Annotated in this window: 21 protein-coding genes; 20 read left to right on the top strand and 1 reads right to left on the bottom strand. The window is 70.0% G+C overall.

What is annotated here, in order from left to right:
- The 15 genes from AB0F44_RS27995 (at window position 1) to AB0F44_RS27925 (ending at window position 15,639) form a co-directional block, all read left to right on the top strand.
- The gene (locus AB0F44_RS27995; protein WP_357360328.1) at window positions 1-1,335 is read left to right on the top strand and encodes a M1 family metallopeptidase; all 1,335 of its coding nucleotides are present in this window, start codon (window positions 1-3) and stop codon (window positions 1,333-1,335) included.
- Between the two features lie 165 nt (window positions 1,336-1,500).
- Complete coding sequence (locus AB0F44_RS27990) at window positions 1,501-2,022, top strand: GNAT family N-acetyltransferase (protein ID WP_357360326.1); 522 nt, start codon at window positions 1,501-1,503, stop codon at window positions 2,020-2,022.
- 75 nt (window positions 2,023-2,097) lie between these two features.
- The gene (locus AB0F44_RS27985) at window positions 2,098-2,796 is read left to right on the top strand and encodes a response regulator transcription factor (RefSeq protein WP_350660823.1); all 699 of its coding nucleotides are present in this window, start codon (window positions 2,098-2,100) and stop codon (window positions 2,794-2,796) included.
- A complete protein-coding gene (locus AB0F44_RS27980; protein ID WP_357360324.1) occupies window positions 2,793-4,205 on the top strand; it encodes a HAMP domain-containing sensor histidine kinase in 1,413 nt (470 codons plus the stop codon). Before AB0F44_RS27985 ends, AB0F44_RS27980 begins: the two co-directional genes overlap by 4 nt.
- A gap of 269 nt (window positions 4,206-4,474) precedes the next feature.
- Window positions 4,475-5,038, top strand: coding sequence for a hypothetical protein (locus tag AB0F44_RS27975; protein WP_357360322.1), 564 nt, complete (start codon window positions 4,475-4,477; stop codon window positions 5,036-5,038).
- Complete coding sequence (locus AB0F44_RS27970) at window positions 5,035-6,126, top strand: peptidoglycan-binding domain-containing protein (protein WP_357360320.1); 1,092 nt, start codon at window positions 5,035-5,037, stop codon at window positions 6,124-6,126. The genes AB0F44_RS27975 and AB0F44_RS27970 overlap by 4 nt, the downstream gene beginning before the upstream one ends.
- On the top strand, window positions 6,119-6,808 hold the full coding sequence (locus AB0F44_RS27965) for an ABC transporter ATP-binding protein (RefSeq protein WP_357360318.1): 690 nt from the start codon (window positions 6,119-6,121) through the stop codon (window positions 6,806-6,808). The genes AB0F44_RS27970 and AB0F44_RS27965 overlap by 8 nt, the downstream gene beginning before the upstream one ends.
- Window positions 6,805-8,016, top strand: coding sequence for an ABC transporter permease (locus tag AB0F44_RS27960; RefSeq protein ID WP_357360316.1), 1,212 nt, complete (start codon window positions 6,805-6,807; stop codon window positions 8,014-8,016). The genes AB0F44_RS27965 and AB0F44_RS27960 overlap by 4 nt, the downstream gene beginning before the upstream one ends.
- 208 nt (window positions 8,017-8,224) lie before the next feature.
- Window positions 8,225-9,859 carry a chaperonin GroEL gene (gene groL / locus AB0F44_RS27955; protein WP_357360314.1) on the top strand — a complete coding sequence of 545 codons (1,635 nt, stop codon included), beginning with the start codon at window positions 8,225-8,227 and terminating at the stop codon, window positions 9,857-9,859.
- Between the two features lie 97 nt (window positions 9,860-9,956).
- Window positions 9,957-10,988 carry an alpha/beta fold hydrolase gene (locus AB0F44_RS27950; RefSeq protein WP_357360312.1) on the top strand — a complete coding sequence of 344 codons (1,032 nt, stop codon included), beginning with the start codon at window positions 9,957-9,959 and terminating at the stop codon, window positions 10,986-10,988.
- 287 nt (window positions 10,989-11,275) lie between these two features.
- Entirely contained in the window at window positions 11,276-11,851 is a 576-nt protein-coding gene (locus AB0F44_RS27945; RefSeq protein ID WP_357360310.1) for a hypothetical protein, read from the top strand.
- A 2-nt stretch (window positions 11,852-11,853) separates the two neighbouring features.
- Window positions 11,854-12,396, top strand: coding sequence for a nucleotidyltransferase family protein (locus tag AB0F44_RS27940; protein ID WP_357360342.1), 543 nt, complete (start codon window positions 11,854-11,856; stop codon window positions 12,394-12,396).
- 72 nt (window positions 12,397-12,468) lie between these two features.
- Window positions 12,469-13,347, top strand: a complete 879-nt coding sequence (locus tag AB0F44_RS27935; protein WP_357360308.1) for a MoxR family ATPase — start codon at window positions 12,469-12,471, stop codon at window positions 13,345-13,347.
- Window positions 13,348-13,475: 128 nt separating this feature from the next.
- Window positions 13,476-14,516, top strand: coding sequence for a VWA domain-containing protein (locus AB0F44_RS27930; RefSeq protein ID WP_357360306.1), 1,041 nt, complete (start codon window positions 13,476-13,478; stop codon window positions 14,514-14,516).
- Window positions 14,509-15,639: an XdhC/CoxI family protein gene (locus tag AB0F44_RS27925; protein ID WP_357360304.1), complete on the top strand. Its 1,131-nt coding sequence runs from the start codon at window positions 14,509-14,511 to the stop codon at window positions 15,637-15,639. The genes AB0F44_RS27930 and AB0F44_RS27925 overlap by 8 nt, the downstream gene beginning before the upstream one ends.
- Before the next feature lie 10 nt (window positions 15,640-15,649).
- Here the strand turns inward: AB0F44_RS27925 and AB0F44_RS27920 are convergent, their stop codons facing one another.
- The gene (locus AB0F44_RS27920; protein ID WP_357360302.1) at window positions 15,650-16,108 is read right to left on the bottom strand and encodes a GNAT family N-acetyltransferase; all 459 of its coding nucleotides are present in this window, start codon (window positions 16,106-16,108) and stop codon (window positions 15,650-15,652) included.
- A gap of 139 nt (window positions 16,109-16,247) precedes the next feature.
- On the opposite strand from AB0F44_RS27920, the gene AB0F44_RS27915 reads away from it, so the two are divergent.
- From AB0F44_RS27915 to AB0F44_RS27895, 5 genes are all read left to right on the top strand, one after another.
- Window positions 16,248-17,474, top strand: a complete 1,227-nt coding sequence (locus tag AB0F44_RS27915; RefSeq protein WP_357360300.1) for a transcriptional regulator — start codon at window positions 16,248-16,250, stop codon at window positions 17,472-17,474.
- 98 nt (window positions 17,475-17,572) lie between these two features.
- Window positions 17,573-18,088 carry a (2Fe-2S)-binding protein gene (locus AB0F44_RS27910; RefSeq protein ID WP_357360298.1) on the top strand — a complete coding sequence of 172 codons (516 nt, stop codon included), beginning with the start codon at window positions 17,573-17,575 and terminating at the stop codon, window positions 18,086-18,088.
- Window positions 18,085-20,562: a xanthine dehydrogenase family protein molybdopterin-binding subunit gene (locus AB0F44_RS27905; protein ID WP_357360296.1), complete on the top strand. Its 2,478-nt coding sequence runs from the start codon at window positions 18,085-18,087 to the stop codon at window positions 20,560-20,562. The genes AB0F44_RS27910 and AB0F44_RS27905 overlap by 4 nt, the downstream gene beginning before the upstream one ends.
- Window positions 20,559-21,413, top strand: coding sequence for a xanthine dehydrogenase family protein subunit M (locus AB0F44_RS27900; RefSeq protein WP_357360294.1), 855 nt, complete (start codon window positions 20,559-20,561; stop codon window positions 21,411-21,413). Before AB0F44_RS27905 ends, AB0F44_RS27900 begins: the two co-directional genes overlap by 4 nt.
- A 3-nt stretch (window positions 21,414-21,416) precedes the next feature.
- Entirely contained in the window at window positions 21,417-21,944 is a 528-nt protein-coding gene (locus AB0F44_RS27895) for an SRPBCC family protein (RefSeq protein ID WP_357360292.1), read from the top strand.
- Window positions 21,945-22,007: the final 63 nt, after the last annotated feature.

The raw sequence follows: 22,007 nt of genomic DNA, 5'->3' as shown, positions 1-22,007 counted from the left end.
ATGACCGCCGTGCCGAAGCTCCCCGCAGCCGACCCCTACCTTCCTGGTCATGGGGATCCGTCGTGGAGCGCGACCCACTACGACCTCGAGCTCACCTATGACCTGGTCGGCAACCGGCTCGCGGGCACGGCGACGATCCGCGCGGTGGCCGTCGAGGACATCAACCGCGTCGTCCTCGACCTCGCCCACCTGCGGGTGCAGAAGGTCGCGATCGACGGCCGCCCGCCGGCCAAGTGGGCCCACAATGACCACCGCCTGGTGCTGAACCTCCGCTCGCGGATCGCGGCCGGCGAGGAGTTCGTGGTCACGATCAGATACTCCGGCAAGCCCCGCCCGGTGGTGCTGTCCCACCACGGCGACGCCGGCTGGGAGGAGCTCGATGACGGCGTCATCGTCGCAGGTCAGCCGCATGGTGCGCCGACCTGGTTTCCGTGCAACGACCGCCCTTCCGACAAGGCCCGCTACGCGATCAGCGTGACCACCGCGCCGGGCTATGCGGTCGTCTCCAACGGTGAGCTGACCTCGCGCGTACGCCGCGGCAGCGGGGAGACCTGGCGCTACTGGCAGGCCGAGCCGATGGCGACCTATCTCGCCACCGTGCAGATCGGGCGCTACCGGGTCGTCGACATCGCGACGACCGAAGGGCCGGGCGGCCGGGTGCCGATCCGGGCCGCGTACCCGGTCGACGCCACCGCCGGGTTCGAGGCCTCCTTCGGGCGGCAGCGGGAGATGATGGCCTACTTCACCTCGGTCTTCGGGCCCTACCCGTTCGCCTCCTACTCCGTCGTGGTCACCGACGACGAGCTCGAGATCCCGCTCGAGTCGCAGTCGCTGTCGACCTTCGGGCGCAACCACCTCACCGGCGAGTGGTCGGAGGTACGCCTCGTGGCCCACGAGCTCGCCCACCAATGGTTCGGCAACGCGGTGACGCTGCGCGAGTGGCGCGACATCTGGCTGCACGAGGGTTTCGCCTGCTACAGCGAGTGGCTGTGGTCCGACGCCTCCGGCGGCCGCTCGTGCGGCGAGCACGCCCGCCACCACCACCGCCGGCTGAAGGCGCTGGCGCAGGACCTGGTCCTCGCCGACCCCGGTCCCGCGGACATGTTCGACGACCGCGTCTACAAGCGCGGAGCGCTCACCCTGCACGCCCTGCGGCGCACCGTCGGCGACGAGGCCTTCTTCAAGATCCTGCGCACCTGGATCGCCCGGCACAGCGGGGGAACGGTCACCACCGCCGACTTCGAGGCCCTCGCCGCCGAGGTCTGCGGCCGCGACCTCACCCCGCTCTTCGACGCCTGGCTGCGCCGGCCGGCGCTGCCGGACCTGCCCGCCTGAATCGCGCCGCTGGTCGAGCCGGATTCGTGAGGAACGAGCGAATCCGTGTCGAGACCAACACAGTCCCCTCGGCACACGGCAGGACCGTGTTGGTCTCGACACGCTCGGCCGCAGGCGGCCTCGCGGCTCGACCAGCGGGTGCTGACTCCGGCTACCCTCGGCGACGTGCCTGAGCTGACCTTCCGTGATGCAAACTTCTCCGACGTGGACGCCCTGGTCGGGCTGATCGAGTCCGCCTACCGCGGCGACGCCTCCCGTGCCGGGTGGACCACCGAGGCTGACCTGCTCGCCGGCCAGCGCACCGACCCCGAGGGCGTACGAGAGGTGATCACCGCTGCGGGCTCCCGCCTCCTCGTCGCCGAGCGGCCGGGCGAGATCGTCGCCTGCTGCCAGCTGCAGAAGCGCGAGGCGTACGTCTATTTCGGCATGTTCTCCGTCTCGCCGCAGCTGCAGGGAGCCGGCGTCGGCAAGGCCGTCATGGCCGAGGCCGAGCGGATCGCGCGCGAGTGGGGCGCGGAGGAGATCCGGATGACCGTGATCCGTCAGCGCGAGGACCTGATCGCGTTCTACGAGCGGCGCGGGTTCGGGCGTACGGGACGCTTCGAGCCGTTCCCCTACGGCGACGAGCGCTTCGGCCGCCCGCTGCGCGACGACCTCGAGTTCGCCGAGCTCGCGAAGCCTCTCTGACCCTGGCCCTGTGACCAAGCTCTGCCCAGCTGCGGCTTTCATCTCCTCTCAGGATCCCGAGGGATCCTGAATCGCGTGACCACGACCTCAGCCGAACCTGTCCGGGTGCTGCTCGTCGACGACGAGCCGGACGTGCGCACGAGCCTGAAGGGCGGGCTCGCCTTCGAGGGGTACGCCGTGACCACCGCCGCGGACGGCGGCGAAGCGCTCGGGCGTCTCTCCGAGGACGTACCGGACCTGGTGATCCTCGACATCGGACTGCCCCACATCGACGGCCTGGAGGTGTGCCGGCGGGTGCGCTCGCGGCACCTCGACGTACCGATCCTCCTGCTCACCGCCCGCGACGGCACCGAGGAGCGGGTGACCGGACTCGACGCCGGAGCCGACGACTACCTGGTCAAGCCGTTCGCCCTCGAGGAGCTGCTGGCCAGGATGCGTGCGCTGCTGCGTCGGCGGGCCGGCGCCGGGGACAGGCTGCTCCGCTTCGCCGGAATCGTCGCCGAACCCGCCCTGCGCGAGGTCACCGTGGACGAGCGCCGCGTGGAACTGACCCGCACCGAGTACGACCTGCTCGAGCTCTTCCTGCAGAACCCGCGCCGCGTGCTCTCCCGCGACACCATCCTCCGCGAGGTCTGGGGCCTGGACTTCGACTCCGGCTCCAACACGCTCGACGTCTTCGTCGGCTGCCTGCGCCGCAAGACCGAGTCCGGCGGCGGGCCACGCCTGATCCACAACGTACGAGGTGTCGGCTACGTCTTGAAGGAGCCGTCGTGAGGCAGTGGCCGATCCGGGCTCGGATCGCGCTGCTGTCGGCGGTGGTGGTTGCCCTGGCGATCGTGCTGGCCAGCGTGTTCGCGTGGACCGCGACCCGGGCGACCCTGCTGAGCCAGATCGACAGCTCGCTCGGCGACCGGCTGGTCATCCGGGGCGCGATCAACGAGGACGGAGAACGGGTCACGGCGTTCAGCGAGAGCCTGACCGAGCGGATGTGCGAGGACCCGCCGATCCTGCCGCCGGAGCTGGCCGAGGACGCGCCGGTGCCGCAGGTGCAGCTGGTCAAGGGCGATGGGACGACATGCCTGCTGGGGAAGCAGAAGCGGCTGGTCGAGCCCAACGCCGACGAGCGGGCGGTCGCCGAGTCCGGTCGCGGCGAGGTCGTACGTGACACCACCACCGACCAGGGCACCCGGGTCAGGGTGCTGACCAAGGCGGTTGAGCCGGGGCTCGCCGCCCAGTCGGTGCGCTCGCTGGAGGAGGTCGACGCGACCCTGCGCAGCCTGGCCGGGCTGCTCGGCCTGGCCAGCCTGTTGGGGGTGCTGCTCGCGGCGTTCGCCGGCATGCTGTTGGCCCGTTATCTGGTGGGGCCGATCGAACGGCTGACCGCGGCCGCCGAGTACGTCGCCGCGACCGACGACCTCGACGTACCGCTCGACGTCGAGCGTGCGGAGGGCTCCCGCGATGAGGTGACCCGGCTGAGCGCCGCGTTCCGCGCCATGATGACTCGGCTGGCAGGGTCCCGGCGTCGCCAGCAGCAGCTGGTGGCAGACGCCGGTCACGAGCTGCGTACGCCGGTGACCAGCCTGCGTACCAACGTCGAGTGGCTGATGCGGCTCGATGACAGTGGTCGGCCGCTGCCGCCCGAGCAGCGGCGCCGGGTGGCGCAGGCCGTGCTGGGTCAGGTCGAGGAGCTGGCCGACCTGGTCACCGAGCTGAGTCACATGGCCCGGGGCACCGGCGACAACGGCGACGATGTGGCGCCCGGTCCGGTCCAGGTCGACGAGGTCGTGCTGCGCGCCGTCGAACGCGCCCAGCGCCGCGACCCGTCGCGCCGCTTCGACCTCGACCTCGAGCCTCACCAGATCACCGGCGACCCGGCGGCCCTGGAGCGGGCGGTGGTCAACCTGCTCGACAACGCGCTGAAGTTCTCCGACGGGCCGATCTCGGTCGTGGTTCGCGACGAGGAGGTGTATGCCGCCGACCGCGGCCCCGGCCTCTCCGACGCCGAGGCGGCGCTCGCCTTCGAGCGCTTCTGGCGCGCCGAGACCGACCGTGAGCTGCCCGGTTCGGGCCTGGGTCTGGCGATCGTCGCTGAGGTCGCCGACCGCCACGGCGGCGCGCCGTTCTTCCGTGCAAGAGAGGGCGGCGGGAGCGAGGTCGGCATCCGGTTCTCCGAGCGTCGCTGACCTTTAGAGATCGCGCGGGCAGGACCGCCTGCTACGCGCCGCGATACGGGCGCGCTGGCTGCGTTGTCGCCTCTCGATGGTGCAACCAGACCGCCTTCGAGGCTCCGCCTTGCCAGCACACCCGTCTCGCGACGCTCGCGACGGCGCCCCTACCCGCGCGATCTCTGAGTCTCTTCACGGACCTCTCAGGTTGCCCAGCGAAGACTCACAAAGCGGACTCCTAGCGTCGGCGTCATCCGAAGGACGGACGAGACGACCAGGAGGACCAGATGCGACGGATGACCGTGGCGATCGGTGCCGCGTTGTTGGCGATCACGCTGGCTGCGTGCGGCGGCGCCGACGACGGTGGCGTGGCCACCCTCAGTGACAAGGATGCCGACAGCTCGGCGAGCCCCTCGGTCGACGCCGAGGACGTCGAGCAGCAGTGGCTCGACTTCGCGGCCTGCATGCGCGAGAACGGCGTGGACATGCCCGACCCGGAGTTCAGCGAGGACGGTGGGGTGCGGATCCAGGGGCCGGGCGGCAACGGGGAGATGCCCGATGCCGAGGTCCGCGACAAGGCGATGAAGGCGTGCGAGGACAAGCGTCCCGAAGGTGGCATCGGAGGTGAGCGCGACCCCGAGCAGGTCCAGGAGATGCAGGACCGGGTGCTCGAGTTCGCCGCCTGCATGCGGGAGAACGGCGTGGACGTACCCGACCCGGACTTCAGCGGTGGCGGCGTCATGATGCGCATGCCCGAAGGCATCGACCCCGAGGACCCGAAGGTGCAGGCGGCCGAGAAGAAGTGTGCCGAGGAGTCCGGCATGGACGAGATGCGGAAGGGTCCCCAGTGAGCGCCCGCGCGCCCCGTCGCCGGGGCCGGACGGTGCTGGCCGGCGCGGCCGTGCTGCTGGTGGTCGCCGGGCTCGGCGTCGTCGGCTTCGCTGGCTACACCCGCTTCCTCACCCCCGCCGAGGGTGCTGCGGAGGAGGCGCCGCCGGGGAGCACCGCGAGTGTCGAGCGACGTACCCTCGCCGACGTCGAGCAGGTCAGCGGCACCTTGGAGTACGACGACTCCTTCGACGTCGTCAGCTCCGCCCAGGGCACGCTCACCTCGCTGCCGGAGGAGGGCAGCGTCCTCGAGCAGGGCGACGTGGCGTACCGCGTCGACGACGTGCCGGTCATCCTGCTCACCGGATCCACTCCGATGTGGCGCCCGCTCGACCTGGGCTCCGAGGACGCCAAGGACGTACGTCTCCTGGAGCGCAACCTGAAGGAGATGGGCTACGACCCCGGCACCGTCGACAAGGACTTCACGGAATCGACGCAGTCGGCCCTCTACGACTTCCAGTCCGACCACGGCCTGGAGGAGACCGGCACGGCCGACCCGGCCGACTTCGTGATCACCCCGGGGAAGATCCGGATCGGGGCGCACAAGGCGACGCTCGGCCAACAGGTCGGGCCGGGCGGCGGCGCGGGGCTCTATCAGGCCGCCAGCACCTATCAGGTCGTCGCGGTCGGTCTCGACCCCGACTCAGAGGCGCTCGCCAAGGTCGGCGCCGCGGCGACGGTGACCCTGCCCAGCGGCAAGGAGGCGAAGGCGAAGATCACCTCGGTCGGCGCCCTGGAGCAGTCGACGGGCAACGAGGGCGAGACGACCTCGGTCATCCCGATCACCCTCACCCTCGATGATCCGAAGCTCGCCGAGGGGATGAGCCTGGCCACCGTGTCGGTCGACCTGACCAGCGAGACGAAGAAGGACGCCCTCGCGGTGCCGGTGACGGCCCTGGTCGCTCTGGCCGAGGGCGGCTTCGGTGTCCAGAAGGTCACCGGCGACACCGAGAAGCTCACCGGCGTCGAGGTCGGGCTCTACGCCGACGGCTTCGTCGAGATCACCGCAGGACTGGCCGAGGGCGACACCGTGGCGGTGCCCGATGAGTGAGCGCACGAGCGTCCTGGAGATGCGCGACGTACGCAAGAGCTACGGTGACCTGGAGGTCCTCCACGGTGTGAACCTGCAGGTCAGCGCCGGGGAGCAGGTCGCTATCGTCGGCCCCTCGGGATCGGGGAAGTCGACCCTGCTGCACATCGTCGGCACCCTGGAGCGGCCCACGAGCGGGGCTGTGGTGATCGACGGGTACGACACCACCGACCTCTCCGAGGCCGAGCTGGCCGGGCTGCGCTCGCACCGTGTCGGGTTCGTCTTCCAGAGCTTCCACCTCATCGACGGTCTGTCCGCGACCGAGAACGTCGCGCAGGGCCTCCTCTACAGCGGCATACGCCGCTCCGAGCGCACCCGCCGGGCTCGCGAGGTGCTGGAGCGGGTCGGCCTCGGCCATCGGCTCGGCCACGACCCACGGATCCTCTCCGGTGGTGAGCGACAGCGGGTGGCGGTCGCACGCGCGCTGCTCAACCGGCCGGCCATCGTCTTCGCCGACGAGCCCACCGGCAACCTGGACAGCCACTCCGGCGAGGAGGTGCTCAACCTCTTCGACGAGCTGCACCGCGACGGCACCACGATCGTGGTGATCACCCACGAGCACGAGGTCGCCGCCCGGATGGCCCGCCAGGTCGAGATCCGTGACGGCCTGATCACGCACGACTCCCAGGTGGTGGCGGCATGAGCGCACGACGTACGCGGGTGGAGCCGTCCCGGGTCTCGATCGCCGACCAGGCCCGCGCCGGAGGCCGGGCGTTGCGGGCACGCAAGCTGCGCAGCCTGCTCTCCGCCTTCGGCATCGCGATCGGCGTGGCGACCGTCGTGGCCGTGCTCGGCATCTCCCGCTCGTCCCAGGCCGACCTGCTCGAGCAGCTGGACTCGCTGGGGACCAACCTGCTGGAGGCCAAGGCAGGTGAGGGGTTCGGAATGGGCGGCGACACCGCGATGCCCCAGAGCGCGGCCACGCAGGCCCGCAACATCGAGCCCGTGGAGGAAGTCGCACAGGTCACCGACCTGTCTGCCGTTCCGCTGCGGAGCTCGCTGGCTGATCCCTACCGCACCAACGGGCTCTCGGCGAAGGCCGCCACCCCCGACACCCTCGACACCCTGGCGGGAGAGATGGCCGAGGGCCGGTTCCTCGATGCGGCGGTCGACGACTTCCCGGTCGTGGTGCTGGGATCGGTGGCCGCGGAACGGCTCGGAATCACCTCGGTCGGGAACGGGGTCTCGGTCTGGATGGACGGACGGGCCTGGCAGGTCGTCGGCATCATGGAGCCGTTGCCGCTCTCTCCGGACCTCGACCGGGCGGCGCTGGTCGGCTATGACGCCGCTGAGGTCTATCTCGACGACGAGTTGGACCCCTCGCTGCTCTATGTGCGTACGGCCCCGGACGCGGTGGACGCGGTCAGCGGCGTACTCGCGGCCCAGGTCAATCCTGAGGCGCCCGAGAACGTCGACGTCTCACGTCCCTCCGACGTGATCGCCGCCAAGGCCGCGGCAGAGGACGCCTTCACCTCGCTCTTCCTGGGCCTGGGCGCGGTCGCTCTGCTGGTCGGCGCGGTCGGCACGGCCAACGTGATGGTGATGTCGGTGCTCGAACGGCGCCGCGAGATCGGTCTGCGCCGGGCACTGGGTGCCACCGGACGCCATATCCGCACGCAGTTCCTGGTCGAGGCCTTGCTGCTCTCGCTGGCCGGCGGCGTACTGGGAGTGATGGCCGGGGCCGTGATCACCTTCGGGTACGCCCGGTGGAAGGCGATCACCTTCGCGATGCCACCTGAGTCGGTCGGCTACGGCCTGGCCGCGGCGCTCCTCATCGGCATTCTGGCGGGCGTCTACCCGGCCGCGAGAGCCGCGCGGCTCTCGCCGACAGAGGCGCTGAGAGCGGCATGACCGGCACCTGCCGGCGCTTGCACTCGCAGGGGTCGAGTGCTAAACATGAGGCTGGCACTCTTACCATGAGAGTGACAATAAACCGGACCGGTGACGTTGAGGCGTCGCGAGCGGCAGGGAAGGGTTCTGCCGGGAGTGGCGTCGTCCGTCGCGGGCAACCCATCGGACCGGATCCAACGAACTTCCCAAGTGAAGGATCGCAGGAGCAATGCCGAAGCTCATCGCTTTCAACGAGGAGGCCCGTCGGGGTCTGGAGAAGGGTCTCAACACCCTCGCCGACGCCGTCAAGGTCACCCTCGGTCCCAAGGGCCGCAATGTCGTGCTCGAGAAGAAGTGGGGTGCCCCCACGATCACCAACGATGGTGTTTCCATCGCCAAGGAGATCGAGCTCGAGGACCCCTACGAGAAGATCGGTGCCGAGCTGGTCAAGGAGGTCGCGAAGAAGACCGACGACGTCGCCGGTGACGGCACGACGACCGCGACCGTTCTCGCCCAGGCGCTGGTCCGCGAGGGCCTGCGCAACGTCGCCGCGGGTGCCAACCCGGCCGGCCTGAAGCGCGGCATCGAGGCGGCCGTCGACGCCGTCACCGAGCAGCTGCTCGCACAGGCCAAGGACATCGAGACCAAGGAGCAGATCGCTGCTACCGCCTCGATCTCCGCTGCTGACACCACCGTCGGCGAGATCATCGCCGAGGCGATGGACAAGGTCGGCAAGGAAGGCGTCATCACCGTCGAGGAGTCGAACACCTTCGGGCTCGACCTCGAGCTGACCGAGGGTATGCGCTTCGACAAGGGCTACATCTCGGCCTACTTCGTGACCGACCCGGAGCGTATGGAGACCGTCCTCGACGACCCGTACATCCTGATCGTCAACTCGAAGATCTCCAGCGTCAAGGACCTGATCCCGGTCCTGGAGAAGGTCATGCAGACCGGCAAGCCGCTGGTCATCCTGGCCGAGGACGTCGACGGCGAGGCTCTCTCGACGCTGGTCGTCAACAAGATCAAGGGCACCTTCAAGTCCGTCGCCGTCAAGGCTCCGGGCTTCGGTGACCGCCGCAAGGCCATGCTGCAGGACATCGCGATCCTCACCGGTGGTCAGGTCATCTCCGAGGAGGTCGGCCTCTCCCTGGAGACCGCCGGCATCGAGCTGCTCGGCCAGGCCCGCAAGGTCGTCATCACCAAGGACGAGACCACCATCGTCGAGGGTTCGGGCGACCAGGGTCAGATCGAGGGCAGGGTCAACCAGATCCGCGCCGAGATCGAGAAGTCGGACTCCGACTACGACCGCGAGAAGCTCCAGGAGCGCCTCGCCAAGCTGGCCGGCGGCGTGGCCGTCATCAAGGTCGGCGCGGCCACCGAGGTCGAGCTCAAGGAGCGCAAGCACCGCATCGAGGACGCCGTCCGCAACGCCAAGGCTGCTGTCGAGGAGGGCATCCTCGCCGGCGGTGGTGTCGCGCTGATCCAGGCCGCCGCCGTCGCGTTCGAGAAGCTCGAGCTCGAGGGTGACGAGGCCACCGGTGCCTCGATCGTCAAGGCCGCCATCTCGGCGCCGCTGAAGCAGATCGCCATCAACGCCGGCCTCGAGGGCGGCGTCGTGGCGGAGAAGGTCGCCGGCCTCCCGCAGGGCCACGGCCTCAACGCCGCCACGGGTGAGTACGTCGACCTGCTGGCCGCGGGCATCATCGACCCGGCCAAGGTGACCCGCTCGGCACTGCAGAACGCCGCGTCGATCGCCGCGCTGTTCCTCACCACCGAGGCCGTCGTGGCCGACAAGCCGGAGAAGGCCGCCGCTGGTGGCGACCCGACCGGTGGCATGGGTGACATGGGCGGCATGGGCTTCTGAGTCCGTCTCGCTAGAGCACACACAGGTGCCCCCGCTGTTGGCGGGGGCACCTGTCGTTTTCCCTGGGATCGTGGAGGCGAGGGCTACTCTCGACGACATGGGCCTGAAGGCTGCGTCGGCGCTGGCGATCTCGGCCGTGCTTCTCGCTGGATGTGCCGGCGAGCCGGCCGCTGCGCCGTCGTCCCGGCCAGCGACACCGTCGACCTCGGCGACTCCCTCGTCACCCTCCCCGAGCCCGTCGGAGACGCTGCCGCCGGTGACCGACAAGGTCTCGCTCCCGCAGTTGATGCGAGAGGACTTCCCGGGCGGGGAGGTGAAGGTGCTGCGGGAGTCGGGGAGCACGGATGCGTACCGGCGCTTCGAGATCAGCTATCCGAGCGGCCCGCTGACGATCACCGGGGTGCTCTTCCGGCCGCGCGGCCAAGGGCCTTTCCCCGGGGTGGTCTTCGCGCACGGCCACATCGACACCGACATCTACGTCACCGGGCAGGGGCTGAAGCGGGAGCAGGATCGGCTGGCCCGGGAGGGCTTTGTCGTCCTGCACACCGACTACCGCGGCCACGCCGGATCGTCCCCCATTCCTGAAGGAACCGAGGAGGACGAGAGCCGCCTCGGCTACACCCGCGACACCATCAACGCCGTCCAGGCGATGAAGCGACTCCCGTACGTCGACCCCGACCGCACCGCGCTGCTCGGCCGCTCCATGGGCGGGGGAGTGGTGATGAACGCGCTCGTCGCCCAGCCGGGGCTGGTGCGGGCCGGGGTGACGTACGCGTCGGTCTCCTCCGACATCGTCGACAACATCAACCGGTGGGCGGTGCCGTCGCGGCCCGACGAGGTGGCCCGGCTCTACCGGCAGTACGGCGATCCCGAGACGGAGCCGGAGTTCTGGGAGGGGCTGTCGGCGCGGACATACTTCGACCGCATCGAGGTCCCGCTCCAGATGCACCACGGGACCAATGACGAGTCCTGCCCGATCCGGTGGGCCTACACCACGCGGGACCTGCTGGAGACCGCGGGCGTACGTCATCGGCTATGGGTCTACCCAGGCGAGCAGCATGCCTTCGGGCCGCAGTGGGACCTCTCGATCCGGCGGGTCATCGGGTTCCTCGATCGTCATCTGGCATGACCTGACCAGGCGACGAGGAGGGGCCCACCGGTCCCATCTTTTTGGGGACTTTCGACACTGTCTCGACAACAGCTCGGTAACGCAACATTGGTGCTCCACACAGTGGCCGACTGCGGGGAAGCGTCTGGATCTGGGGGGCTTTGAAGCCCAAGGGAATATCCGGGTGAAGTTCTGCAGCGGCGGGCGGGGTCAGGGCTCTTCGAAGCCAGGGCCCCGCCTGCGTGTGTCAACGTGCGGACCTCCAGCGGGTCCCTGGATGGCACCCAGTGATGGGGCATGATGTTGGCATGAGTGTCGACCTCGGACCTAAGACTGGGATGCAGCCGCCGCGGTCACCGTGGCGTTGGGGCGCGGCCGTGATCGCCGCCGCGGTCGTGCTCGTCGCGATAGTCGCGTCCTTCGGCCTCCTCAGCTCCGACGACACTGCCGAGGACCCTGATGCCGCGCCTCCGTCGCCGACCGCGACGGTCACCGAGACCGCGCCGGTCCCGTCGTCGTCCGCTCCGGCCGGTGGCGCCGGGACGACCGAGCTGACCGTCGTCGCGGACGCCGCCCGGTGCATCCCGCCGACGTCGAAGTGGCTCTCCCAGAACGCCGCGCTGGCCTTCGAGGGCACCGCGGAGAGCGTGACCAAGAGCGAGGCCGTGCTGCGGGTGAAGACGTGGATGTACGCCGATGGCGTCGGTGGCACCGACACCGTCCGGATCACGCTGCCCGCGCCGAGCACGATCCCGATGCCCGAGTTCGAGAAGGGCAAGAACTACCTCGTCGCGGCCAATGGTGATGCCAAGGTCATCGGCTGTGGCTACAGCGACGTCAAGAGCGCGAAGCTGCAGAAGCTCTACACCGCCGCGTTCAAGTGACGATGGTCGCCGGCCTGCTCCTGGCCGCCGGCGCGGGTCGGCGGATGGGGATGCCCAAGGCGCTGGTCGACGACTGGCTGGTGCGGTCGATCGACGTGTTGCGCGACGGTGGCTGTGACGACGTACTCGTCGTGCTCGGCGCCGCGGCCGACGAGGCGCGGGCGCTGCTCCCGGCCGATCAGCGGATCGTCGTCGCCGAGGACTGGGACGAGGGGATGGGGGCGTCGCTGCGGGTCGGCCTGGCGGCGCTCGGGTCGGATGCCGAGGCTGCTGTGGTTCACCTCGTAGACCTGCCGGACGTGGGGCCTGATGTGGTCTCTCGGGTGGTCTCGACCGGCTCGACGACCGGCTCGACCACTGGGCTGGCGCGGGCGGCGTACGCCGGGGTTCCGGGCCATCCGGTGCTGATCGGGCGCGACCACTGGGCGGGGGTCATCGAGGCGGCCGTCGGCGACCAGGGCGCCCGGGGCTACCTGAAGACCCATGACGTACGCCTGGTCGAATGCGGCGACCTGGCCGGCGGGAACGACGTCGACCGGCGCTGAACGAAATTCGTTCACCCCCTCCTAAGAGGTTGTCCAACCCTGAGCCAACGCTTCGCGTTCTAGGCTCAGGACATGGACCTGACGCCCCAGGAGATCGCTGACCGCCTGGCGGCGACCGGATACCTGGCCGACCCGGAGCTGGCGACGGTGACGTTCCTCGGGCTGAGGATGCAGCGGCCGCTGCTGCTCGAGGGCGAGCCCGGGACCGGGAAGACCGCACTCGCGGAGGCTGTCGCGGAGGCGCTCGACCTGCCGCTGGTGAGGCTGCAGTGCTACGAGGGGATCGACGCCACCCAGGCGCTCTACGACTGGGACTTCGCCCGCCAGATCCTCCATCTGCGCGCCCTCGAGGCGGCCGGTGGCGCGGGGGAGGTGGAGGAGGCCGAGAAGTCCCTCTACGACGAGCGGTTCCTGCTCGCCCGACCGGTGCTGGCCGCGCTGCGTCAGGCACCGTCGGTGCTGCTCGTCGATGAGGTCGACCGGGCCGACGACGAGTTCGAGGCGTTCCTGCTCGAGGTGCTGTCCACCTACCAGGTGACGATCCCGGAGTTCGGGACCGTCGCGGCGACGGTCCCGCCGGTCGTCGTGCTCACCTCCAACCGCACCCGCGAGCTCCACGACGCCCTCAAGCGCCGCTGCCTCTACCACTGGATCGACCACCCGGGCCTGGCCCGCGAGATCGAGATCGTACGAAGCCGAGCCCCCGAAGTCGCCGACGAGCTCGCCCGCCAGGTCGTCACCGTGGTCCAGCAGTTGCGCAGCGCCGAGGGCGCGAACGCTCTGCTCAAGCCCCCAGGCGTCGCCGAGACCCTCGACTGGGCCCGTGCCCTGCACCACCTCGGAGTGTCCGAGATGGACCTGGAGAGCGCCGCCGCGACGCTCGGCGCGCTCGTCAAGCACCGCGAGGACGCCGACCGCGTCCGGGCTGCCCTGGATCGGCTCCTGACGTGACCGACTTCTCTGGCAAAACTGGCACTTCTCAGGCAATGCAACGCCAGAGAAGTGCAGGAATACCCGGTGAACCGGGTATTCCGACAGCGATCTTCCTCGGCTTCACCCGGGCGCTCAGAGCGGCCGGGGTGCAGGTGACCCAGGACCGCGCCCACGGGTTCCTGCAGGCGACCGCGATCGTCGGCGCCGGTGACCCGACCGCCACCTACACCGCCGGACGGGCGACGCTGTGCGCCGGCCCCGACGACCTGCGCCGCTACGACCAGGTCTTCGAGGCCTGGTTCGGGTCGACCGCGACGCTGCCGGGGCCGCAGGGGCCGCCGCGTACGGTCTCGGTCACCTCGACCCTGCCCGAGACCGAGCCGCAGGAAGGCGAGGGAGAGGGCGAGGAGACCGACGACCTCATCAGGGCGCGCGCCAGCGAGATCGAGACGCTCCGCCATCGCGACGTCGCCGACCTCGACCCGGCCGAGCAGGAGCGCCTGGCGACCCTGATCGCGCGGCTCCGCCCACGGGCGCCACGACGGAGGACGCCGCGTCAGGACCCCTGGCGGCGAGGGCGCGTCGATGCCCATCGCACCCTGCGGGCCAGCCTGCGACACCTCGGCGAGCCGGCCGGGATCCACTACCGCAGGCGTGGCGAGCGGCCGCGCCGCGTCGTATGGCTGATCGACGTGTCCGGATCGATGAGCTCGTACGCCGACGTACTGCTGCGGGTCGCCCACCGGGTGAGCTCGACGACCGGGAGCGGCTCGGTGTTCACCATGGGCACCAGGCTCACCAACGTCACCCGCGCGCTGCGCCACCGCGACCCCGACCGCGCACTCGTCGCGGCCGGCGAGACGGTGCCCGACTGGTCGGGCGGGACCCGGCTCGGGGACAACCTGCAGGCGTTCCTGCGGCGACACCAGGGACTGGCCAGAGGTGCGGTGGTGGTCATCGCGAGCGACGGCTGGGAGCGCGGCGACACCGCCCTCCTCGAGGAGCAGGCGGCGAGACTTCACCGTCTCGCCCATCGCGTGGTGTGGGCCAACCCACATCGTGGCAAGGTTGGATATGAACCACTACAGCGAGGCATCGTCGCGGTGCTGCCGCACGTGGACGACTTCGTCGCCGGACATTCCCTGGCGACGTACGAGGATCTGGTGGAGGTGATCGCGCGTGCGTGACGTACTCGACGATCTGATGAAGTGGTGGGAATCCGGCGAGACCGTGGCGGTGGCCACCGTGGTGGCGACGTTCCAGTCGGCCCCCAGGCCGCCGGGCGCCTCGATGCTCGTCGGTCCCGACGAGAGCGCGGTCGGATCCGTCTCCGGTGGCTGTGTCGAAGGAGCCGTCTACGAGGTCGCTCGCGAGGTCGCGGAGACCGGTGTGCCGGAGCTCAACCGCTACGGCGTCTCCGACGACGACGCCTTCGCGGTGGGGCTGACCTGCGGCGGCATCCTCGACGTCTTCGTCGAGAAGGTGTCGCAGGAGACCTTCCCGGAGCTCGGAGAGCTCGCCGAAGACGTACGCAGCGGCAGCCCCGTCGCCCTGGCGACCGTCATCGAGCACCCCGACCCCGAGATCCTCGGGCGCCGCGTCCTCATCCGCCCCGAAGGGGTCAAGGGATCGCTGGGCAGCGCCCGGATGGACGACGCCGTCCACGACGACGCGCTGGGGCTCTTGGCCCACGGCACCAACCAGACCCTGAGCTATGGCATCGACGGCGAGCGCCGCGGTGAGGGCATGCGGGTCTTCGTCTGGTCCTTCGCGCCCAAGCCCAGGATGCTCGTCTTCGGCGCGATCGACTTCGCCGCCGCCGTCGCCCGCGTCGGTGCGTTCCTCGGCTATCACGTCACCGTCTGCGACGCCCGCCCGGTCTTCGCCACCAACTCGCGCTTCCCCGAGGCCGACGAGGTCGTCGTCGACTGGCCCCACCGCTTCCTGACCCAGGAGGTCGAGGCCGGCCGCATCGACCAGCGCACCGTGATCGCCGTCCTCACCCACGACCCGAAGTTCGACGTACCTCTCCTCGAGGTCGCCCTCCGCCTCCCAAACATCGCCTACGTCGGCGCGATGGGCTCCCGCCGCACCCACGACGACCGCCTCGCCCGCCTGGTCGACGCCGGCCTCACCGACGAGGAGATCGCCCGCCTGAGCAGCCCCATCGGCCTCGACCTCGGCGCCCGTACGCCGGAGGAGACCGCGATCTCCATCGCCGCCGAGATCATCGCCGGCCGCTGGGGCGGCTCCGGCGAGCGCCTGGCCACCACGAACGGCCGGATCCACCAGGACGTGGAGTACCGCTGACGCGGATGCGCTACAGCTCCTTCTCGTAGTAGAGCGCCCGGGGCCCGGAGCCGCGGCCCTCGTGGTTGTCGAAGCCGAACTTCTCGTACAGCGCGCGGGCCGAGGTGTCGTCCTCGCTCGTCCCCAGGTCCATGTACGTCGCGCCGCGGGTCTTCGCCTCGTCGATGATCGCCTGCAGCAGGATGGTGCCGAGGCCGTGCCCGCGGCGGTCGGGCACGACGTACAGCTCGGCGAGGTAGGCCTCGAGCTCGTCGGCCGTGGTCTGCAGGCGGAAGCGGGTGATGCCGTGGCCGACCGCGGGGTCGCCGATCAGCATCACAGTCGTGTCCCCATTCTCGACGAGCCGGCTGAAGTGGCGGGCGAGCTCGTCGGCGGGCGGGGCGGGGTAGTCGTACTCGGTGTTGAAGTCGACCTGCAGTCCGGCCGCGGTCTCGAAGTCGGCCCAGGTCGTGGCGGTGCGCGTCCTCATGCACCCACTGTGACACCGCCGTGGGAGCCGCGATGGAGCGTGGCACGAGTGGGTACCGCGGAGGGGATCGTGAGGTGCGTCACAGGGTGCTACCTTGGCAGAACCGAGCCTCACAGGGCCGAGCTCCAAAGGGGGAGTGATGGTTCACAGCGATCTGCAGGAGCGCCGTATCAGCGCGGCGCGGGCGTGGACCGCCTTCGTGGAGAGCGGCGATGCCGCCGAGGACTTCGTCAGGCCGGAGATCCTGACCAGCTGGACGCGGTCGGCAACGGCCGTCAGGCCCGACGTGCGCGAGGCGCCGCTGGCGGACGAGGACGAGACGCGCGAGATGTGGCGCGGGTCGCCGCTCCAGGTGGCGGTCGAGCGGGTCGAGGAGGAGCTGCGGTGCACCGCTGATGACGGTGACCTGGTCATCGCGGTGACCGACCCCGACACCCGGGTGCTGTGGACGTACGGCGGGCGGGTTATGCGGCGTAAGGCGGAGTCGGTCAACTTCGTGCCGGGCGGCCGCTGGGACGACGAGAGCGCCGGCACCAACGCGCTCGACCTCGCCAACCGGAACAACGCCCCGACGATGGTCTTCGGCCCCGAGCACTATGCGGAGGTCGTGCACAACTGGGTCTGCTGGGCCGCGCCGCTCCACGACCCGGTCACCGGCAAGCACCTCGGTGTCCTCGACCTCTCCACGACCTGGGACCGCACTCACCCGATCGGGCTGGCCACCGCCCGCGTGATGGCGCGCCTCATCGAGGGCGCGCTGCCGAAGATGCCGACCCAGCGGGGCAGCGACGAGGCGATCGAGCAACCGGGCCTGGTGCTGACTCTGCTCGGCACCGCCGAGACCTGGCTCGACGGGCAGCGACTGCTGCTCAACCGCCGCCAGACCGAGATCCTCGCCCTGCTCGCGCTCCACCCCGAGGGCCTCTCGCTGGAGCGGCTGCACGCGATGGTCTACGGCGACCAGGCGGTCACCTTCTCCACGCTCAAGGCCGAGGTCTCCCACCTACGCCACGCGCTCGGTGGTCAGGTTGCATCAAGGCCTTACCGCCTGCTGATGCCGGTCGTGACCGACGTCGAGCAGGTCCTCGCCCTGGTCCGGCACGGCCGGGTGGCCGCTGCTGTGGAGGCGTACGGCGGTGATCTTCTGCCCGGCACCAACAGCCCGGCGCTGGCCGAGATGGCCGAGTACGTCGCGGTCGCGCTGCGCGAGGCGCTGATCGCCGACCCGCAGCCCGATGCGGTGCTCAGCTACAGCGAGCTGGCTCCGTACGACACCGAGGTCGTCGACGTCTGCCTGCGCCGCCTGGGCGGCAGCGCGCACCCCGCGTTGCCCCTGCTCAGGGCACGCCTGGCTGCCAGCCGCTGACCAAGAACGGGTACGCCACCCGAGCAGCCAACCGGGGCCCAACCCTGCGCGTCCTACTGTGATCTGGCCCACACAGTGACGTCTGGCAGGGAGACAACATGGCCCGGATCAGCATGCGCGTCGACGGTATGAAAGTCACCGACGACGTCGAACCGCGAACGCTGCTCGTGCAGTACCTTCGCGAAGGACTCGGCAAGACCGGCACGGTGATCGGTTGCGACACCAGCAACTGCGGCGCCTGCACGGTCCATCTCGACGGTGACTCGGTGAAGTCGTGCAACGTGCTCGCGGTGCAGGCCGACGGGTGCGAGGTGACCACGATCGAGGGCCTCGCCGACACGGTCGAGAGCGACCTCCACCCGGTCCAGGAGGCATTCCGCGAGTGCCACGGTCTGCAGTGCGGATTCTGTACGCCGGGCATGATCATGCAGTCCGTCGACCTGCTCAAGCGCAACCCTCAGCCCAGCGAGGACGAGATCCGTGAGGGCATCGAGGGCAACCTGTGTCGCTGCACGGGCTACCACAACATCGTCCGCGCGGTGCAGTACGCCAGCGGCCACCTGGCCACGGCCGCCAACCCGCGCGGCGCCACCGAGGAGGTGGACGCGCTGTGACCGCCGTAGAAGCTCGTCCGGAGCAGACCAACGAGATCGGCCGCGACCGTCGCCGCAAGGAGGACGCGCGCCTGATCACGGGACGGACCCGCTGGACCGACAACATCAACCTGCCCGGGATGCTTCACCTCGCGATGGTGCGCAGCCCCTTCGCCCACGCCCGGATCACCGGCATCGACACCAGCGCCGCGGAGGACTCCGAGGGCGTGGTGACCGTGCTGGCCGCCAAGGACTTCGACGAGAGCCTCGGCGTCTGCATCAACGCCTGGCCGATCACGCCCGACCAGAAGACGCCGGCCCACCCGCCGGTCGCCACCGACCGGGTCACCTTCGCCGGTGAGATCGTCGCGATCGTTGCCGCCCGGTCCGCGGCCGCCGCACGGGACGCCGCCGAGATGGTCGAGGTCGACTACGAGGAGCTCCCCGCGGTCGTCTCTCTCGAGGAGGCGGTCAAGGACGAGGTGCTCGCACACCCCGACCTCGGCACCAACAAGTCCGCCCTGTGGGTATTCGACAGCGCCCAGGCCGGCACCGGTGGCAACGTCGACGAGGCCATCGCTTCCGCGAAGAGTGACGGCATCGTCATCGAGCGGACCTACCGCCAGCAGCGCCTGATCCCGGCGTTCATGGAGCCTCGCAGCGTTGTGTGCGACCCGACCGGTGAGCAGATCACGGTGTGGAGCGCCACCCAGATCCCGCACATCCTGCGGTTCGCGTTGGCCGCGACCACGGGTGTGTCCGAGTCGAAGATCCGGGTGATCGCGCCCGATGTCGGCGGCGGCTTCGGTGGCAAGCTCCAGCAGACGCCGGAGGAGATGATCGTCTTCGCGATCGCCCGCCGGCTCGGCAAGCCGGTGAAGTACACCGAGACCCGCTCCGAGTCGCTGGTCTCCGCTCACCACGGTCGCGACCAGATCCAGAAGCTGACCCTCTCAGCCACGAGGGACGGTCAGGTCACCGGCCTCAAGGTCGAGCTCGACGCCAACCTGGGGGCGTACGTCGCCATCGTCGGCGGCGGTGTCCCGGTCCTCGGCGCCTTCATGTTCAACGCGATCTACAAGTTCCCGGCCTATCAGTTCAACTGCCAAACGGTGTTCACCAACACCACCTGGACCGACGCCTATCGCGGCGCTGGGCGGCCGGAGGCGACGTACGCCATCGAGCGGCTGATGGACGAGCTGGCCGCCGAGGTCGGGGTCGACCCGCTCGAGATCCGGGAGAAGAACTGGATCAAGCACGAGGAGTTCCCGTTCACGACCATCGCCGGGCTGACGTACGACTCCGGGAACTACGAGGCGGCGACCGCCAAGGCGAAGGAGATGTTCGGCTATGACGAGCTCCGCGCCGAGCAGCAGCAGCGCCGCGCCAACAACGACCCGGTCCAGCTCGGCATCGGCATCTCCACCTTCACCGAGATGTGCGGTCTGGCTCCGTCCCGGGTCCTCGGCAGCCTCGACTACGGCGCCGGTGGCTGGGAGCACGCCCAGGTGCGACTGACGCCGACCGGCAAGGTCGAGGTCATCACCGGCGCCAGCGCGCACGGACAGGGCCACGAGACCGCGTTCAGCCAGATCGTGGCGGACCGTCTCGGCGTGGCCTTCGAGGACGTCGAGGTGCTCCACGGCGACACCCAGATCGCGGCCAAGGGCTACGACACCTACGGGTCCAGGTCGCTGGTCGTGGGTGGTGAGGCGCTGGTGCGGGCTGCCGACAAGGTGCTCGAGAAGGCCAAGCCGATCGCGGCCCACCTGCTCGAGGCGAGCGTCGACGACATGGAGTTCACCGGCGGCAAGTGGACGGTGCGCGGCACCGACCAGGGCATGTCCATCGGCGAGCTGTCCACGGCGGTCTTCGCCGCGCACAACCTGCCCGACGGCGTTGAGGCCAACCTCGACTCCGAGGCCACCTTCGACCCGGAGAACTTCAACTTCCCGCACGGAACCCACCTGTGCGCGATGGAGGTCGACACCGAGACCGGCCAGGTGAAGATGCGGAAGTACGTCTGCTGCGACGACATCGGCAACATCATCAACCCGCTCATCGTCGCAGGTCAGGTGCACGGTGGCCTGGTCCAAGGCATCGCCCAGGCGCTGTGGGAGGACGCGGTCTACGACGACGCCGGGACGCTCGTCTCGGGGAGTTTCGTGGACTACCTGCTGCCGACCGCCGCCGACACGATCAGCTTCGACATCGACCACACCACCTCGCCCGCGACCACCAACACGCTCGGCACCAAGGGCGTCGGCGAGGCCGGCACGATCGCCTCCACGCCGGCGGTGGTCAACGCGGTCGTCGACGCGCTGCGCCCGCTGGGCGTGCACGACGTCACCATGCCCTGCACGCCCGAACGGGTGTGGCGGGCGATCAACGAGGGCTCGGCCGGTGGCGAGACCACCGGTGCGGCCGCAGCACACTTCGATCCGTCGACGGGCATGTCCGGGAACGTCGACCGCACTGAAGGAGACGTCCAGTGATTCCCGCATCGTTCGACTACGTCGCCCCGACCACGGTCGAAGAGGCGCTGGCCGCCCTCGCGCAGTACGGCGACGAGGCCAAGATCATCGCCGGCGGGCAGAGCCTGTTGCCGGTGCTGCGGATGCGCCTCAACGCCCCGGAGTGGGTCATCGACCTCGGTCGCATCGACTCGCTCCGCGGCGTACGCGACGAGGGTGCGGCGATCTTCGTCGGCGCCATGACCCGCCACTGTGACGTCGCGGCCGATCCTCTGGTCGCCGAGCACGCGGCGCTGATCGCGCATGCCACGGCGACGGTCGCCGACGAGCAGGTACGCCACCGCGGCACGTTCGGTGGCGCGCTCGCCCACGCCGACCCGGCGGGCGACCTCGGAGCCCCGGCCCTTGCCCTGGACGCCGAGTTCGTCATCGCCGGGCCGGCCGGGGAGCGGGTCGTCCCGGGTGCTGAGTTCTTCCAGGGGCTCTTCGAGACGGCCGTCTCCGAGGACGAACTGCTCATCGGCGTACGCATCCCGAAGCACACCGGATGGACGGCCCACTACGAGAAGTTCGTCCGGGTCGCCCACCAGTGGCCGATCTGCGCTGTCGGCGCGACCCTCAAGGTCAACGGCGGCGTGATCGAGGGCGCGGCGATCGGTCTCACCAACATGGGCTCGACCCCGTTGCGTGCCGCCGGCGTCGAGCAGGCGCTGGTCGGTCAGCAGGCCACCGAGGAGGTCGTACGCAACGCCGCGGCCCTGGCCGCGGACGGCGCCGAGCCGCCCTCCGACCTCAACGGCGACGCCGACTACCGGCGTCACCTGGTCACGGTGCTGACCCGCCGCGCCATCACGAAGGCCCTCGGGGGCTGAGGCGTGGACCTGACGCACCAGTTCACGGTTCCGACCTCGGTCGAGGAGACCTGGAACAGCTTCCTGGACATTGGCTCGATGGCCGAGTGCTTTCCGGGAGCCCAGGTCACCTCGGCCGAGGGCGACACCTTCACCGGCACGGTGAAGGTCAAGCTCGGCCCGATCGCCATGGTCTACGCCGGCTCCGGGACCTTCGTAGAGAAGGACGAGGCCGCCCGCCGCCTGGTCGTCGAGGCCAAGGGACGGGACAAGCGGGGCAACGGCACCGCCGGCGCCAACGCGACGTTGACGATGGCCGCGGAGGGCACCGGCACGAAGGTCGAGATCGTCACCGATCTCGCCGTCACCGGCAAGCCCGCCCAGTTCGGTCGCGGGGTGATGCAGGACGTCTCCGACAAGCTTCTCGGCCAGTTCGTCGCGTGTCTTGAGCAGAAGTCCGCCCCACCGTCGGTCGAGCCCGCGAGCGAAGCGAGCGGTGTCGAGACCAACACGCCCGCGCCCGGCTCGCCGAGCTGGCCGTCGGCGAGGTGAGCGTGACGGCCAGCCTCGAGATCTCCTACGCCGCGATGCCAGCCGAAGCACAGCGGGCGTTCC

This window comes from Nocardioides sp. NPDC023903 (genome assembly GCF_040639295.1).
Classification (GTDB): Bacteria; Actinomycetota; Actinomycetes; order Propionibacteriales; family Nocardioidaceae; genus Nocardioides.
The sequence above is the reverse complement of the archived record's forward strand: the minus strand, read 5'-3'. Positions and strand labels throughout refer to the sequence as shown.